Raw genomic sequence first — 16,837 nt, forward strand, 5'->3', positions numbered from 1 at the left:
TGCCCCCTACCCGAACCACGCTTGTTTCCCGCCATTCCCGGCGGTGAAACCCGCCGTTCGATGTGACCTGCGCGACGTAAGTCCCGCCCGGCCTGCATCACCCCTCCCGGGAGGCGTAGCCTTTATTCCCGCTGTCCATACCTTGTGAAGCGGAAGAGGGCGGTTGCCGCCGTGTCGCCACAGTCCCCCAGTAACCCGAGCACCACGACCGAAGCAGCAGAGGGCGGGAAGACCCCTGCCTCAGGCTTCGGTGCCAACGAGTGGCTCGTCGACGAGATCTATCAGCAGTACCTCCAGGACCCCCACTCGGTCGACCGGGCCTGGTGGGACTTCTTCGCCGACTACAGGCCGGGGGGCGCTGCCGCTCCCGTCAAGGCGGACGGTCCCGAGAAGTCCGCGACGACGGACGGCGCCTCCGCACAGGCCGCCGCCACCGTCCCCGCCGAGGTCCCGCGGGCCGGCGTCGCAGCCGCCACGGGGGCGGCGAGCGCCGCACCTCCCGTGGCGGACACCGGCTCCACCGGAGCCCCTGCCGCCGCCGCGCCCGTGTCAGCTCCTGCCCCTGCTCCTGCCACCCCCTCTGGTGCCCCTGCTGTGACTGTCACCTCCCAGGCTCCGGCCGCCGCACCGGCCGCGCCCTCCTCCCAGGCCGCCGCTCCGGTCGCCCCGCAGAAGTCCGCGCCCACCGCCGAGGCCCCCGCCGGGCCCGAGCTGGTGACGCTCCGCGGTCCGGCGGCGGCCGTCGCCAAGAACATGAACGCCTCCCTCGACGTCCCGACGGCCACGTCCGTCCGCGCCGTCCCGGTGAAGCTGCTCTTCGACAACCGCATCGTCATCAACAACCACCTCAAGCGCGCCCGGGGCGGGAAGATCTCCTTCACCCACCTCATCGGCTACGCGATGGTGCAGGCCATCAAGGCCATGCCGTCCATGAACTACTCCTTCGCGGAGAAGGACGGCAAGCCGACCCTGGTCAAGCCGGAGCACGTGAACTTCGGCCTCGCGATCGACCTGGTGAAGGCCAACGGCGACCGGCAGCTCGTCGTCGCCGGCATCAAGAAGGCCGAGACCCTCAACTTCTTCGAGTTCTGGCAGGCGTACGAGGACATCGTCCGCCGCGCCCGCGTCGGCAAGCTGACGATGGACGACTTCACCGGCGTCACCGTCTCGCTGACCAACCCCGGCGGCCTGGGCACCGTCCACTCCGTGCCGCGTCTGATGCCCGGTCAGTCGGTCATCATGGGCGTCGGCTCGATGGACTACCCCGCCGAGTTCCAGGGCACCTCGCAGGACACCCTGAACAAGCTGGGCATCTCCAAGGTCATGACCCTGACCTCGACCTACGACCACCGGGTCATCCAGGGCGCGGCCTCCGGCGAGTTCCTGCGCATCGTCGCGAACCTGCTGCTCGGCGAGAACGGCTTCTACGACGACGTCTTCGAGGCGCTGCGCATCCCCTACGAGCCGGTCCGCTGGCTCAGGGACATCGACGCCTCCCACGACGACGACGTCACCAAGGCCGCCCGCGTCTTCGAGCTGATCCACTCCTACCGGGTCCGCGGCCACGTCATGGCCGACACCGACCCGCTGGAGTACAAGCAGCGCAAGCACCCCGACCTCGACATCACCGAGCACGGCCTCACCCTGTGGGACCTGGAGCGCGAGTTCGCGGTCGGCGGCTTCTCCGGCAAGTCGATGATGAAGCTGCGCGACATCCTCGGCGTGCTGCGCGACTCGTACTGCCGCACCACCGGCGTCGAGTTCATGCACATCCAGGACCCCAAGCAGCGCAAGTGGATCCAGGACCGCATCGAGCGCCCGCACTCCAAGCCGGAGCGCGAGGAGCAGCTGCGCATCCTGCGCCGCCTGAACGCGGCGGAGGCCTTCGAGACCTTCCTGCAGACGAAGTACGTCGGCCAGAAGCGCTTCTCCCTCGAGGGCGGCGAGTCCGTCATCCCGCTGCTGGACGCCGTCATCGACTCGGCCGCCGAGGCCCGCCTCGAAGAGGTCGTCATCGGCATGGCCCACCGCGGCCGCCTGAACGTCCTCGCGAACATCGTCGGCAAGTCCTACGCGCAGATCTTCCGCGAGTTCGAGGGCAACCTCGACCCGAAGTCGATGCACGGCTCCGGCGACGTCAAGTACCACCTGGGCGCCGAGGGCACCTTCACGGGCCTGGACGGGGAGCAGATCAAGGTCTCGCTCGTCGCGAACCCCTCGCACCTGGAGGCCGTCGACCCGGTCCTGGAGGGTGTCGCCCGCGCCAAGCAGGACGTCATCAACAAGGGCGGCACGGACTTCACGGTCCTGCCCCTGGCCCTGCACGGCGACGCGGCCTTCGCCGGCCAGGGCGTCGTCGCCGAGACGCTGAACATGTCGCAGCTGCGCGGCTACCGCACCGGCGGTACCGTCCACGTCGTCATCAACAACCAGGTCGGCTTCACCGCCGCCCCCGAGTCCTCGCGTTCGTCCATGTACGCGACCGACGTGGCCCGCATGATCGAGGCCCCGATCTTCCACGTGAACGGTGACGACCCGGAGGCCGTGGTCCGCGTCGCGCGGCTCGCCTTCGAGTTCCGCCAGGCGTTCAACAAGGACGTGGTCATCGACCTCATCTGCTACCGCCGTCGCGGCCACAACGAGTCCGACAACCCGGCGTTCACGCAGCCGCTGATGTACGACCTGATCGACAAGAAGCGCTCGGTGCGCAAGCTGTACACCGAGTCCCTCATCGGTCGCGGCGACATCACCCTGGAAGAGGCCGAGCAGGCGCTCCAGGACTTCCAGGGCCAGCTGGAGAAGGTCTTCGCGGAGGTCCGCGAAGCCGCCACGCAGCCCGCCATCGGCACGCCGGCCCCGGTCGCGCAGCAGCAGTTCCCCGTCCCGGTGAACACCGCGGTCTCCCAGGAGGTCGTCAAGCGGATCGCCGAGGCGCAGGTCAACATCCCGGAGAACGTCACCGTCCACCCGCGTCTGCTGCCGCAGCTCCAGCGCCGGGCGGCGATGATCGACGAGGGCACCATCGACTGGGGCATGGGCGAGACCCTCGCCTTCGGCTCGCTGCTGATGGAGGGCACCCCGGTCCGCCTGTCGGGCCAGGACTCCCGCCGCGGCACGTTCGGCCAGCGCCACGCGGTCCTGATCGACCGGGAGACGGGCGAGGACTACACCCCGCTGCAGTACCTGTCGGACGACCAGGCCCGTTACAACGTCTACGACTCGCTGCTCTCCGAGTACGCGGCCATGGGCTTCGAGTACGGCTACTCGCTGGCCCGTCCGGACGCGCTGGTCCTCTGGGAGGCCCAGTTCGGTGACTTCGTCAACGGCGCGCAGACCGTCGTCGACGAGTTCATCTCCTCGGCCGAGCAGAAGTGGGGCCAGACCTCCGGCGTCACGCTGCTCCTGCCGCACGGCTACGAGGGCCAGGGCCCGGACCACTCGTCCGCCCGCCCGGAGCGCTTCCTGCAGATGTGCGCGCAGGACAACATGACGGTCGCGATGCCGACCCTGCCGTCGAACTACTTCCACCTGCTGCGCTGGCAGGTCCACAACCCGCACCACAAGCCGCTGATCGTCTTCACGCCGAAGTCGATGCTGCGTCTCAAGGCGGCGGCGTCGAAGGCGGAGGAGTTCACGACCGGTTCGTTCCGTCCGGTCATCGGCGACAGCACGGTGGACCCGAACGCGGTCCGCAAGGTCGTCTTCTGCGCGGGCAAGGTCTACTACGACCTGGAGGCCGAGCGGGAGAAGCGCGGCATCACGGACACGGCGATCATCCGCATCGAGCGGCTGTACCCGCTGCCGGGCGCGGAGCTCCAGGCGGAGATCGCCAAGTTCCCGAACGCGGCGAAGTACATCTGGGCGCAGGAGGAGCCGGCGAACCAGGGTGCGTGGCCGTTCATCGCGCTGAACCTGATCGACCACCTCGACCTGGCGGTCGGCGCGGACATCCCGGCGGGCGAGCGCCTGCGGCGCATCTCGCGCCCGCACGGCTCCTCCCCGGCGGTGGGCTCCGCGAAGCGCCACCAGGCGGAGCAGCAGCTGCTGCTGAACGAGGTCTTCGAGGCGTAGTCGCTCCGGCGGCCCGACCACGACCGGAAGGCCCGGCCCCGAAAGGGGCCGGGCCTTCCGGCTGTCCGGGGGCGGGGCGGGTGTTACGGCTGGGGTTCGAAGTCCCAGTAGGGGCGGGTTTGCTGGCGGGCCGAGACCGTGTGGACGTGCTGGGCGCCCAGGGTGCGGGTCAGGGCCTTGAGGCCCGCGTCCTCGTGCTTGGCCGCCTCCGCGTCCTCCCGCACCGCCCTCAGGTCCGCGGCCAGGGCGATCTGCGCGCTCAGCGTCATCGGGTGGTCCGGGCCCAGCACCTGTTCCGCACCCCGCAGCGTCTCCCGGCTCAGCTCCACCGCGTCCTCCAGCCGCCCGGTGATGTTCCGGTGGCCGCTGGCGTTGAGGGCGCAGCCCAGCGTCCAGGGGTGCCGGTCGCCCAGCGCGCCCCGCATGCCGACCAGCGCCTGCTCCGCGAGGCTCAGCGCCTCCACCCGCTCGCCCTGCGCCCTCAGCACCAGCCCGAGGTTGCCGACCGTGCCGATGCTGTACGGGTGGGCCAGGCCCAGCTGCGACTGGTAGCCCCGCACGACGTCCTCCGAGATCCGCCGGGCCTCGTCCACGTCGCCGTACTCGCGCAGGTAGGTGGCGTAGTCGGAGGCCACCATCAGCGTCCAGGGGAATTCCGCGCCGAACACCCGCGTCGAGCGTTCCAGCACGCTGCGCAGCCGGGCCCCGGCGCCGGGGATGTCCCCGGAGCGGCGCAGGCACATGCCGAGGTTGTGTTCGGCGCGCAGGGTCTGCGGGTGGTTGGTGCCCAGTACCTGGGCGTTGACCTTGAGGCCTTGCTCCTGGCGGGCCAGGGCCTCCCGGTAGCGGCCCATCAGGCGCAGGCCCATCGCGCAGCCGATGCCGGACGACAGGGTGGCGATGTGCCGTACCCGCAGGACGCGTTCGCGGCGGCGCAGGGTGTCGAGGTCGGTGTCGTAGGCCTCCTGGTAGCGCCCGAGGAGGCGCAGGACGACGGCGACGTTGTTCTGCGCGGCCAAGGTGGTGGCGTCGTCCTCGCCGAGCAGCTCACGGTAGCTGGTGAAGGCGTGTTCCAGCAGTTCGCGGGCCCGCTCGAACTTGGCGGTGTTGAGCAGGACCCCGGCGTACGAGCTGGTGGCGCGCAGCGATTCGAGGTCGCGCGGGCCGCGTTCGGCCACCAATCGCTCGGCCCGGGACTTGGCGAGGCTCTCGGCCTGGCGGAAGTGGCCGAGCATCCGCAGCGCGCCGCCGTAGTGGTAGCTGAGCTCGCGGACCTGGTCGTGGTCCTCGCCGAGCATGGCCCGCCAGATCCCGTCGGTCTGTTCGGCCAGCCGCAGGCATGTGCGGTACTCGCCGGCGCGCAGCAGGTAGCGCAGGCAGTGCAGCAGGAAGTTCTGGATGCGCGGGTTGGAGCTGCGCAGGACCCCGGCGGGTTCCAGGTGCGGGACGAGTTCGGCGTAGCGGGGCCACAGGCGGGAGTCGGAGGGGCGGCCGGGGTCGGCGGCGGCGAGGACCTGGCGTACGACGCGGGACAGTTCCTCGGCCTCGTCGTCGCCGAGGTCTCCGCGGACGATGTTGTGGACCATGCGGTGCAGTTGGACGGTCTCCAGGCCGCCGCCCTCCTCGACGGCGAGGTCGGAGTACTCCAGCCGGACGACGGAGAACTGCACGAGTTTGTTGAGGGCGGCGTTCCACCGGATCTGGTCGTTGATCAGCCCGGCGAGCTGCTCGGGCACGTCGTCCGCGGGGAACTCGCTCAGCAGCCGCAGCGGGACCCGGCCGGGGGCGAAGAAGACGAACAGCCGCAGCAGGGCGAGGGCGTCCGGGAAGTTCTCCCGCACGTTGTTGAGGAGTATCGCCAGGGCGGTGGGGAAGGGCAGCGGGTAGTCGTCGGAGAGGGTGACGGCCTCGTGCGAGTCGAGCCGGCTCTGCAGCAGGTGCAGGTACTCGCCGACGCCGATCGGTGAGTCGGCGAGCCAGCCGGCGGTCTGGTCGAGGGCGAGCGGGTAGTCCTCCAGCGCCTCGGCGAGCTGGTCGGCCTCGGCGGCGGTGAGCCGTCCGGCCCGGCGGCGGATGAAGGTCACCGACTCGGGGCGCGCGTACAGCGGGACTTCGACGAGGCTGGTGTGGCGGGCCGCCCACTCCCGGTTGCGGGAGGTGATGATGACGTCGCCGGCGCCGGAGGGCAGCAGGTCGGTGAGGTCGTCGGGGTTGTCGCAGCCGTCGAAGACCAGCAGCCAGCGGTAGTACGGGTTGCCGCGCCGCAGCGCTTCCAGCACGGCCCGGATCTGCTCGCCGTAGCTGCCGGCGCCTTCGGGCAGCCCGAGCGCGGGCGCCAGGTCCGCGAGCCGCTCGCGCAGGGTGGGCCGGTCCTCGGCCGGGACCCACCACACCACGTCGTACTCGGAGGCGAAGCGGTAGGCGTACTCGGTGGCGACCTGTGTCTTGCCCACCCCGGACAGGCCGAGCAGGGTGACCGTGGACGCCCCGGGCGGGGCTTCGGTGAGGGCGGCGCGCAGACGGCCGATGACGTCGTTGCGGCCGGTGAAGCGCGGGTTGCGGCGCGGTACCCGGCCCCAGATCTCGGGCGGGTCGTTGGGGAAGCGGGGGCCGCGGCGGCCGCTCTCGATGCCGATCCGGTCGGTGGGCAGTTCCAGCCGGCGCAGCACCCGGTACTCGGCCTCGTAGGCGTCCAGGCCCCACAGGTCGGTCTTCTCCAGGGCGGCCACGGCGCTCGGGAGCGGGGCATCGGTGAGGCACACGGCGGCGAACCGGTCGGGGTGGTGCTCGGTGACGGTGCGCAGGGCCGTGTTCCACTCCTCCTCGGTGTGGGTGCCGGCGGAGAAGTACCGTTCGCTGAGGACGACGAGGACCTTGCCCCCGGCCCGGGCCAGGTCGTCGAGGGCTTCGGTGACTCCGGGGCTGCTCTGCGGGTCCCATCGCTGGAGGGCCACGCGGTGGCCGTGTTCCTCCAGGCGGTGGGCGATCCAGACGGCCCAGGGGCGGTTGAATCCCGCGAAGCTGATGACGAAGCGCTGCGGCGGCTGCGCCGCTCCGTCGCGGTCCTGCCGAATGGCGGTGGTCATGCGGCCGTCTCCCTGGAACCGGGCGGTGGACGGGGTTGAAAAGGTACCGCAACGGACGGTCCGTCAGGGCCCCTCAGGAACCGGCGAACTCGGCGAGTTCGGGATGCTTCTCGCACCAGGCGCGGCGTTCGCGTTCCAGGGCGCGGCGGGCGGTGGCGTGCTGGTCGCCGGGCGGTGGCAGTTCGTCCATGGCCCGCTCCGCCGCCGCCATGGCGTCGGTGAACTCACGCCCCGTGCCGGTCAGTTGCGGGTGGGCGCGGATGGCGGGCAGTACGGCCGCCACCTGGGCGCGCAGCCGTGCGTGCCGGGCCCAGGCGCCGCGCGCCCCGTAGAGGGCGGCGCGCTGCCAGTAGCCGGCGAGGGCCAGGTGGGCGTACGCGCCGTGCAGCAGCCCGTCGAGCGGCCGGGGGTCGCTGCGCCAGGGCGCCCAGTGGCGCGGCGTGCGGTCGGCGGTGTGCAGGGTCAGGACGTCGGCGAGGGCGGTGAGCTTCCCGTGCTGGACCTCGTGGACGAGGGTCGCCGCCAGGGCGGGCGGGGCCTGCGCCCGGGCCAGGACGGATCCGGCGGCTGCGGGCAGGGTCGCTCCGCTGGAGCGCGCTCCGCCGGCCAGCGGGACGACGGAGCGCAGCAGGCGGCCGATCTCGTCCGCGCGGGCGGAGTCGTAGCGCCGCAGCAGGGTGAGGGCGCCGGACCACTGGGTGTCCCAGCGCTTGTGCCCCTTGGGGGTGAGCCGCCGGGCGGGGCGCACGTGGGCGGGCTCGTCGCGGGCGGGCGCTCGGTAGGGGTCGAGGTCGTCGAGGGCGGTACGGCCGTCGGGCAGGGCGTGCAGCGGGAGCGGATCGGGGGCGGTGGCCCAGGACCGCTCGGTCACGGCGAGGAGGCCGGGCCGGTCGGGCCGCAGCAGTCCGAGGGTGGGCAGGACGAGCCGGCCTCCCGCGGGGCGCAGGGTGACCTTGAAGGTGATCCCGGCGCGCAGCGCGGCGGCGGCGGCCAGCGCCCCCAGGTGCCCGAGGTCGGCGGGGGGACCGTCCGGCTCGTGCAGCCGGCGCAGGGTCTCCTCGGCCCACACCCCGGTGGCGGGGTAGTGCAGTACGTCCCGTACCGCGCCGGGGTCGTGCCGTTCCGCCTCCTCCAGCAGCGCCCAGTGCTCGGCGGTCTCGGCGCCGGGGGCCCGGTCGAGCACGGCGCGCAGCAGGAGCAGCCGCTTGGAGCGGCGTACGTCGCGCACGAGCCGGGTGCCTTCCGGCGAGGGTTCGGTGGAGGCGAGGGCGCTCAGGGTCGGGGAGGTGACGGCGAAGGGGGCGAGGGCGGCCGGTGCTTCGCTCATGAGGCGGCCCGCCCGGTGGCGGCGGCCGCGTGCAGGGCGCGCGCGACGTGCCGGATGAGGGCCTGGAGGTCGGCGCAGTACACGGAGGGCCGGCGGAACCCCTCGCCGGCGCGGTAGCGGTGCGGGTAGTGGCCGCCGCCGCACACTTCGACGAGCTCGCAGGCGCGGCATTCGGCGGCCAGGGCGTCCCGTCCGAGCTGGCGGGCGGCGAACCCGGGGTGTTCCAGGAGCCGGTCGAAGCCGTCGGTGTCGATGTGGAGGCCGGTCGCGGCCGCGCCCTCGTAGGCGGATTTCAGCGAATCGGCCTGCTCGATGCTGCCGTCCGTCTCGATGACGGCGGTCGCGGCGGGGGCCAGGCCGAGGGTCTCGGTGGCGGTGGGCAGTCCGAGCAGCAGGGCGATGATCTCCTCGAAGATGCGTACGCGGGTGCGGCGCTCCCCGTCGTGCCACCAGCGTTCGAAGACGGCGATCAGCCAGTCGGCGTACGGGGTCGCGTGCGGGCGGTGGGCGGGCGGCGGGTCGCTCCAGTTGGCCAGGGGCAGGAGCAGGCCGAGGGCGGGCGGGGCGAAGTCGAGCAGCGACTCGTACACCTCGACGGGGTCCTGGGCGAGGTCGATGACGCAGAGCACGCCCGCGTATCCGGCGGGGTTCCGGGCGAGCAGCCGCAGCCCGCGCGCCGCGGCCGCGAATCCGGGGCGTCCGGCGTGGTCGGCGCGGCGGGCGTTGTGCGCGGGCAGGCCGCCGTCGAGGCTGACGCCGACGCGGATGCCGGCGGCGGTGAGCGCGTCGAGCCGGCCGCGGGTGAGGAGGGTGGCGTTGGTCTGGACGGTGGCGGTGACCCGGGTGCCGGGCCCGACGGCGGCCCGTACCGCCTCGACGGGCGCGGCGAGCGCAGCGGGGCCGGTGAGCAGGGGCTCGCCGCCGTGCAGGACGAGGTCGACCCGGGTCAGCCGGTGGGCGGCGGCGTGTTCGGCGATCCGCTCGGCGGCGCGGCGGACGGTGGCGGCGGACATCACGGCGGGGCGGTCGCGCCAGGACTGGTCGGCCATTTCGTACACGTAGCAGTAGGTGCAGGCGAGGTTGCAGCGGCTGTGCGTCTTCAGCACGAACTGCCGGACGGGCGAGGCGAGGTGACCGGCGGCGCGCAGGGCGGCCACGTCGAGCCGGGCGTAGGGCCAGGGGGCGTGACGCACGTGCGGGTCACCGGGGTCCGCCGTCGCCGCCGCCGGTAACGGCCGGTGGGCGGGCAGCGCGTGCGGGGCGCCGGGGTCCGCCGCCGCCGCCGGTAACGGCCGGTGCGCAGGCAGCACGTGCGGGGCGCCGGGGTCCGCCGCCGCCGGTGGCGGCCGGTGGGCGGGCAGCACGGCGTCGCTCGTGATCGCTTGCGTCATCGGCCTGCGCCTCCCTCCCCCGCCGCCTCCCCGGAGGTACCCCGGCGGACGGTGCATCCCTGCCCTGCGGACGAGCCGGACTAACGGCCAAAAGTGGTCAACTCCCCCCGCTCACACCACCCCCGAGTCGAAGGCGTTGAGTATCTCGGCGGGGTGCGTGACCCGCTCCACCAGGCCTTCGATCACCTCGGCGAGCACCGGGTGCCCGATCCCGCGCAGCCCGGCCAGATCCAGTCCGGACAGGTCCGGCAACCGCCCGCCGCACTCCCGCCGGGCCGTCGGAACTTCCTGATCCTGAGTCACCATGGCTCGCCCGTCCCCCTCTTGGCCGTATGGTCCACTGCCCCTTCCCTTCCCGTGGCCGCCGGAAACGGCCGCGGCGGTACCCGGCCCCCGGCCGGTCACGGGCCCGGCTCCAGGGCGCGGATGCGTTCGCCCACCCATGTCACGCGGGCTGCCGGCGCGCCTGCCCGCAGCCACAGCTCCAGCGCCGCCCGGTAGGCCTCCAGCGCGCCCCTGGGCCGCTCCAGCCGTTCCAGCACCTCGCCGCGCAGCTCCTGCACCCGCGCGGCCAGTTCCACGGCCACCTGCTCCAGGTCGTCACCGCCCGCGGCCAGGGCCGCGCGCCACGCCCTGCGGTAGGAGTCGGCCGCCCGGTCGAGCCGGTCCACGCCCCGCGTGTGGGCGTGGATCTCCTGCTGGACGTCCCCGTGCTCCCGCCACGCCCGGGCCTGCTCCAGGGGGTCGCGGCTCTGCCGTGCGGCCAGCTCCAGCAGGTGCTCGGCCTCCCGCAGGTCCACCAGGTCGCCCTCGTAGGAGTGGCGCAGCCGCAGCCCCGCCGCCAGCCGCAGCAGCCTCCGCGCCGAGCGGGGGTCCGACTGGGGCACCGCGGCCCGGCTCTCGCGCAGCACCCGTACGGCGGTGGACGTGTACCGCCGCCCGTCGGCGCCGGCGGCCGCCGCCCGGTCCAGGAGTACGTCGCCCCACTCGGGCAGCAGCTCCCCGTAGACGTCCCCGTCCCTGGGGATCAGCCTGCGGGCCCGCGCGTACGCCGCGGCCGCGTCGTCCAGGGCCGCCGGGTCCCCGTCCCGCGCGTACCGCGCCCGGTGCACCCGCGCCAGGCACACCAGCGCCGCCAGCCGCAGCTGCGGCTCCCCGCTCTCCTCGGGCCCGGAGCCCTCTCCCGTCTCCTCGGCCTCCTCGTCCTCCTCGTCCTCCTCCAGGGCCAGGGCCAGCTGCCCGGCCGCCTCCTCCAGCCGCGCGGGCAGGTACCGCAGCGCCGTGGCCTGCTCCACCCTGGCCCGGGCCCGTTCCCGCGGGCCGGCGTATGGGTCCACGAGCAGCCGGCCCGCGGCCAGTTCCGCCAGGGCGGAGCGTTCCGCCGGGTCGGTGGTGTGCGGCAGCAGGGCGAGCAGGACCCGCCCGAGGGCCGGGCCGACGCCGGGCTCGGCCTCCCCGGCGGCCTCCAGCGCGGCCCTGGCCTCCCGCAGCGGCCCCGGGTCGCCGCGCAGCTCGCCGAGGCGGACCAGGGCCCGGGTCCGCCGTACCACGCAGTCGAGCCGGAACTCCCGGTCCGGGCCGGGAGCGGCCGCGACCGCCGCGAACTCCCGCTCGGCCGCGGCCAGGAGCTCCGCGTCCGGTACGTCCCCGGCCAGGGCCCGCTCGTACAGCACCTTGCCCCGCGCCGCCCGGGCCGCCGGGCCGCCCAGCCCGGTCAGGGCCCGCTCGGCCTCCGCGAGGAGCTCCGGGTCCCGCTGGAGCGCCCACAGCCGCAGCAGCGCCCCCGCGAGTTCGAGCTCGGCCTCCTCCGCCGCGTCGGCGGGGCCGGGCGGCGCCGACACGGCCCGGCGCAGCAGGGTGACGGCCTCGTACAGGCCGCGCCGGCCGCCCTCGGCGATCCGGGCCCGGGCCGTGCGTACGGCCCACTCCCGGGCGGGCGCGGCCGGCGGCGGTTCGGTGTCCGCCTCGGGCGGCGGCCCGGGCAGGTAGCGGCGCACCACCTTCGCCGAGACCTGGGCGAAGGCCTGCGGGAGCCGCCCGGCGGGCACCCGTTCGCCGTCGGCCTCCAGGGGGGCGCCGGTCAGCTGCGAGACGGCGAGGGCGGGGAAGTTGCGCACGCCCCGCCCGAAGTGGGCCCGTACGTATTCGGAGCAGTGCTTGAGCACCAGCGCGGCCTCGTCCCGGCCGAGCGGCCCCAGCAGCACGTCCTGCACGCCGGGGGTGAACTCGTACCACCCGGCCTCCGGCGCCCGCCGCAGCAGCCCGCTCAGCAGCACCTCGGCGAGGTCGGAGGGTTCCGAGTCGGGCAGCATCGTGCGCTGTACGAGCCGCATCACGGGCAGCGTCAGGGGGGCCGCCGCGAGGTACAGGGCGAGTCGCACCGCGCCGGGCGCGGCCGAGGAGCGGAAGCGGCGCACCAGCTCCCGCGGCGGCCGTGCGGCCCGGGGCGGGGGTTCGGCCCCCGCGGGGTGTCGCGGCAGTACCCGCCCGACCTCGGCCGGTACGGGCCCGGTCCCGAGCCCGGCGACGAGGCGGGCCCAGGCGCCGAGCGCGGCGGCGTTCGGCGGGAGCACGGGCACGGTCAGCCCGCCGGTGGGCCGCCCGGGCCGGGGCGGCCGGTCCGGGCGGAACTCCAGCTTGCGCGGGCCTCCTTCCGTACGGGTCAGCACCCCGCGCTCGGTCGGCAGCCGGCTGCGGTTCCACAGGCGCTGCGGCAGCGGCTGCACCACCGCGCAGGGGGTGCACTGGGCCCACCGGTACAGCAGGCGCTGCGCCCGGCCCTCGCGCCACACGGGCCCGGCGCAGTCGGAGACGACCATGGTCAGCGCCCGGCCGGTGGGGTCGCGCACCTGGTCGCCGGAGCGGAGCCCGGCGGCGGGGTGCGGGCCCCGGCCGACGGCGGCGGTGCCGTCCGCCAACCGGTGCAGGTAGTAGACCTGGACGTCGCGGAAGGCCCCCAGCCGTTCGCACACGGACCGCAGTTCCTCGAACATGTCGTGCCACACCGCCATCGACGGCGAGGCGTCCATGACGAGGCGTACGGTCGCCTCGCGCCGGCTCTCCGGCCGGAACACGGGGACGACCAGCCCGAGGGCCCGTGCGCTGGCCTCGGCGGTGGCGGCCTCGTCGAGGACGGTCCGGGTGGGCGGTCCGGGCGGCCGGTGCCGCTGGAGGGCGCGCAGGGCCCGCTGGATCTCCAGGATCCGGGGCAGCGCCGCCGCGCCGGGCACCCGCACGGGTACCCCGCCCGCGGCCGGGAGTTCGGCGTCGGCGTCCGCCGTACCGCCGCCGCGCGGGGCGTACAGCCGGACCGCGTCGCGCGGCTCGGGCTCTTCCCGTACGGGGTCCTCCGCGCGCGGGGCCTCCTCCTGCGGGCCCGCCTGCGGCCCGGGCCGCGGTTCCGGCTCCCGGGCCGGCCCGTCCGTCCCGTTCGGCGCCCCGGCCGGCCCCCTGGTCCGGCCGGCGAGCCACAGCGCGTCGGCGAGCTCCTCGGCGGACGGGTCGAGCCCCGCTCCCCGCAGCAGCGCGGCGAGGTCGCGTATGGGCTCGGAGGGGGGCACGGGTGCGGGGACCACGGGGGTCACCTCGGCCGGTCGAGGCGCTGGATGAGCAGGTCGGCGAGGTCCTCCCGGGTGGGCGGGGCGGCGTAGTGGGTCAGGTAGATGGCGTTGAGCAGCTGGTCGGCGGCGACCAGCTCGGACTGCGAGCGGCTGAGGAACTCCCGGATCAGCTCGGCGCCCAGCTGGGCGGCCTCCTCCCCCAGGTGCGCCCGCACCATGGTGGCGAGCCGTTTCTCGCCGGGCTGGCCGAGCTTGAGCTGGATGCACCGCCTGAGCAGCGCGGCGGGGAAGTCCCGCTCGCCGTTGCTGGTCAAGATGATGAAGGGGAAGGCCCGGCAGCGGATGCGGCCGTCCCGGACGGTCACTTTGGTGCCGTCGTCGGTGAGGACGCGCACCTCGGGTTCGGTGTCCGCCACCCGTTCCAGCTCGGGGAGGGTGAACTCCCCTTCCTCCAGCACGTTGAGGAGGTCGTTGGGAAGGTCTATGTCGCTCTTGTCGAGTTCGTCGATGAGGAGCACCCGGGGGCGCGTGGTGGGCAGCAGCGCCGTTCCCAGCGGTCCGAGCCGGATGTACTTGCCGATGCCGGGCGCCGCGGCGGCGGGCGTTCCGCCACTGGCGGCGATCTGTACGTCCTGGAGGCGCGCTATGGCGTCGTAGCGGTAGAGCCCCTCCTGGAGGACGGTGCGCGAGACGACGGGCCAGCGCAGGACGCGGCCCAGTTTCAGTTCGTGGGCGACGGCGTGGGCGAGGGTGGACTTGCCCGTCCCGGGATAGCCGGTCACGAGCAGCGGCCGCCGCAGGTACAGCGCGGCGTTGATGGCCTCCAGCTCCTCCGGTTCGGGGCGGTGCAGCTCGGCGGCCTGCCGGTGCGCGCCGAGGCGGCGGGCCACGTTCTCGTCGGGGGCGCCCGCGGCTCCGGGGCCGTCCGCGGCGGGGCCGCCGTCGAAGTCCCGCCAGGGCGGCGGGTCCGGCAGGGCGTCGATCCCGTCGTGGGGGTCCCCGACGCCCCGGTAGATGAGCCACTCCTCGGTCATGTGCCCGCCCCCTCGGTCGTGTGCGCGTGCCGTCGGTCGTTCCCGTGCCCGGTCGTGTGGCCGGGGCCTCGGCCGTTCCCGTGCGCGCCGCAACCGTGGCCGTTCCCCTGCGCGGTCCTGCGGCCGGGCCCCCGGTCGTGCGCCCCCGCTCGGTCATGCCCATGGCCGGTGCGGCGGAGTGCCGCCGGACACGCCCTCACAGGTCCCCCTGGAGCGGTTCGTCCTCGGGGAGCGGTCGCCGGGGGTCCTGCCACAGCAGCGCCGTCCCCACCGCCCAGTAGGCGTCCGGGTCCGCCCCGTACGCCCGTCCCCGCAGCGTCTGGAGCCGGGCCGGGAGCACCGCCCCGCGCCCGGCGTCGGCCAGTTCCTCGCGCAGGCCGCGGTGGAACGGCTCGCAGGACGCCCTGGGGTCGGCCGGGGGCCGCCGGCACACCACCACCCCGTACCCGGCCTCCCGGGCGTCGTGCAGCATCGCGAGCGTCGGGTCCTCGCCCGCGTCCCGGCACAGCACCGGCACCGTGTGGTCCACCAGGGCGGCCAGCCACCCCGGCGCCGGGCGCCACTTGCGGCCCCGTGAGCAGTCGGCGCGCCGGCCCAGCAGCGGGCCCGCCTGCACCCTCGCCCACCGCTCGGCGGCTTCCGCAGGCGGGTCGCCGCCCGGGTGGCGCAGCACCACGGGCCGCTGCACGCCGACCGGGACCCCGCCCGACACCGTCCACTCGTCCACCGGGAGCCGGAACAGCTCCTGTGCCACGACCACCTCCAGCAGCGCGGCCGCCTCGTGGGTGTCGCACCGCCGGAACCCCTCGGCGAGCGGCGCCCGTACGGCCTCGGGCAGGGCCGCCAGGGTGACCCGGGTTCCGGAGGCCAGGGGGGTCGCCTCCCCGGGGCGGTCCGGGCCGGCCAGGACCGAGACCCGCCAGTCGTAGACGTCCTCCCACACCTGGGCCCAGGCCTCCAGCAGGACCGACGGCCCCGGGGGCGGCGCTCCCACCGCCGGCCGGAAGGGGCCGTGCACCATCTGCCCGGCGGAGGTCCGCCGGCGCCGTTCGCGTTCCGCGAGGCCGCGCTCGTGGCGCTCGCCCAGTTCGCGGCGCAGCGGCCGCCACAGCCGCGCCGCGGTCGCCCGTACCCAGTCCCACAGTTCCTCGTCGGCGCCGGGCGCGGGCGGTTCGCGGTGGTCGGCGACGCTGACGTCGGTGGCGTAGCGGAGCATCGCCGCGGCCTCGCCGCCGGTGCCCGGCGGGTCGTGGAGCAGGCCGAGGCCGTCGCGCCAGGTCAGCGGGGCGGGTAAGCCCGTGTCGGGTTCCTCGCCGCGGGCGGCTTCGGCGAGGGCGCGGACGGCCTCGGAGGAGCCGGGCGGCGGCAGTTCGGCGAGCAGCCCGCACAGGGTGGTGCGCTCACCCGGGGTGAGGCGGGTGAGACGGCCGAGGCGGGTGGGGCGCTCCGGTCCGCCGTTGGTGTCCTCGTCCTCCGAGGGCAGCTCGTCGTGGACGTCGGTCCAGGTCCGGCGGCTGTCCAGGTCGCTGACGTGCTGGTCGTAGTGGTACAGGTCGTGGCCCTGCATCACCCTCCGGTACAGGCCGACCTGTCCGGCCGCTCCCATGGGCAGGGTCCGCAGCTGCGCGACCGACACGGCGATGCCCCCGCCGCCCGCCTGCCGGCGGGCCTTGACGATCCCGATGACCTCGCCGCGCGCCAGGTCCACCAGAGGTCCGCCGGACATGCCGGGTTCGATCTCGTCGTCGTCGCCGAGGCGGATCGCCGCGCCGTTCGCGGCGGTGCCGCGCAGCCGGGTGGTGCGGCCGGTGATCTCCCGTACCCCGAGGTCTTCGGTGACGCCGAAGTACGCGGCTTCGTCCAGGCGGGGCCTGGCCCGGTCGGTCAGCCAGACGCAGGCGTGCGAAATCGGCGCGAGCACCCGTACCAGGGCCAGGTCCGGCAGGTCCCACAGGGCGCGCGGCGCGGGCCGGCGTTCCTCCAGCCGTTCCGGCAGTACGCATTCCACGCGGCCGGCGACCGTGCCCGTGGCTCCCGCCGCCCCGGGGGAGCCGGCGACGGAGAAGGTGATGCCGACCTCCCGGCCCGCCAGACGCACCGCAGCACCCCCTTCGCCGATCACGTGCGCGCACGTGAGGACCCACCCGGGGGCGATGAAGAAGCCGCTGCCCCAGGTCGGACCGGTCCCAGGGGTTCCATACCCGTCCGCGGGCGCGTGGACGCGTACGGTGGCGGCCTTGACGAGGGGTTCCAGAAGCTCGAAGGCGCGCGCGGAGCCGCCCGTGCGCCCGTCCGGCATCCGCTGCCCCCCTCAGGTCGAGTCGGTCAAGGCTAGCGCCGGGTGCAGGGAGGACGGGAGGTGTCTGTG

8 protein-coding genes are annotated in these 16,837 nt (G+C 74.7%); 1 reads left to right on the forward strand and 7 read right to left on the reverse strand.

Going from position 1 to position 16,837, the window contains the following annotated elements; all coding sequences use genetic code 11:
• The first annotated feature begins 171 nt into the window (after nucleotides 1-171).
• Nucleotides 172-4,071, forward strand: coding sequence for a multifunctional oxoglutarate decarboxylase/oxoglutarate dehydrogenase thiamine pyrophosphate-binding subunit/dihydrolipoyllysine-residue succinyltransferase subunit (locus tag ACIA6C_RS06825; protein ID WP_399273397.1), 3,900 nt, complete (start codon nucleotides 172-174; stop codon nucleotides 4,069-4,071).
• An 83-nt stretch (nucleotides 4,072-4,154) separates the two neighbouring features.
• Here the strand turns inward: ACIA6C_RS06825 and fxsT are convergent, their stop codons facing one another.
• From fxsT to ACIA6C_RS06860, 7 genes are all read right to left on the reverse strand, one after another.
• The gene (gene fxsT, locus ACIA6C_RS06830; RefSeq protein WP_399273399.1) at nucleotides 4,155-7,157 is read right to left on the reverse strand and encodes an FxSxx-COOH system tetratricopeptide repeat protein; all 3,003 of its coding nucleotides are present in this window, start codon (nucleotides 7,155-7,157) and stop codon (nucleotides 4,155-4,157) included.
• A gap of 73 nt (nucleotides 7,158-7,230) precedes the next feature.
• Complete coding sequence (locus ACIA6C_RS06835) at nucleotides 7,231-8,484, reverse strand: aKG-HExxH-type peptide beta-hydroxylase (RefSeq protein WP_399273401.1); 1,254 nt, start codon at nucleotides 8,482-8,484, stop codon at nucleotides 7,231-7,233.
• On the reverse strand, nucleotides 8,481-9,875 hold the full coding sequence (locus tag ACIA6C_RS06840; RefSeq protein ID WP_399273403.1) for an FxsB family cyclophane-forming radical SAM/SPASM peptide maturase: 1,395 nt from the start codon (nucleotides 9,873-9,875) through the stop codon (nucleotides 8,481-8,483). The genes ACIA6C_RS06835 and ACIA6C_RS06840 overlap by 4 nt, the downstream gene beginning before the upstream one ends.
• A gap of 111 nt (nucleotides 9,876-9,986) precedes the next feature.
• The gene (gene fxsA, locus ACIA6C_RS06845) at nucleotides 9,987-10,181 is read right to left on the reverse strand and encodes an FxSxx-COOH cyclophane-containing RiPP peptide (protein WP_366082671.1); all 195 of its coding nucleotides are present in this window, start codon (nucleotides 10,179-10,181) and stop codon (nucleotides 9,987-9,989) included.
• Between the two features lie 95 nt (nucleotides 10,182-10,276).
• The gene (locus tag ACIA6C_RS06850) at nucleotides 10,277-13,450 is read right to left on the reverse strand and encodes an SAV_2336 N-terminal domain-related protein (protein ID WP_399273406.1); all 3,174 of its coding nucleotides are present in this window, start codon (nucleotides 13,448-13,450) and stop codon (nucleotides 10,277-10,279) included.
• Nucleotides 13,451-13,455: 5 nt separating this feature from the next.
• A complete protein-coding gene (locus tag ACIA6C_RS06855) occupies nucleotides 13,456-14,469 on the reverse strand; it encodes an AAA family ATPase (protein ID WP_399273408.1) in 1,014 nt (337 codons plus the stop codon).
• 196 nt (nucleotides 14,470-14,665) lie between these two features.
• Nucleotides 14,666-16,768 (reverse strand): trypsin-like peptidase domain-containing protein, encoded by a 2,103-nt coding sequence (locus ACIA6C_RS06860; protein ID WP_399273410.1) that lies wholly within the window; start codon nucleotides 16,766-16,768, stop codon nucleotides 14,666-14,668.
• Nucleotides 16,769-16,837: the final 69 nt, after the last annotated feature.

The sequence above is a fragment of the Streptomyces sp. NPDC051578 genome (genome assembly GCF_044454045.1).
Classification (GTDB): Bacteria; Actinomycetota; Actinomycetes; order Streptomycetales; family Streptomycetaceae; genus Streptomyces.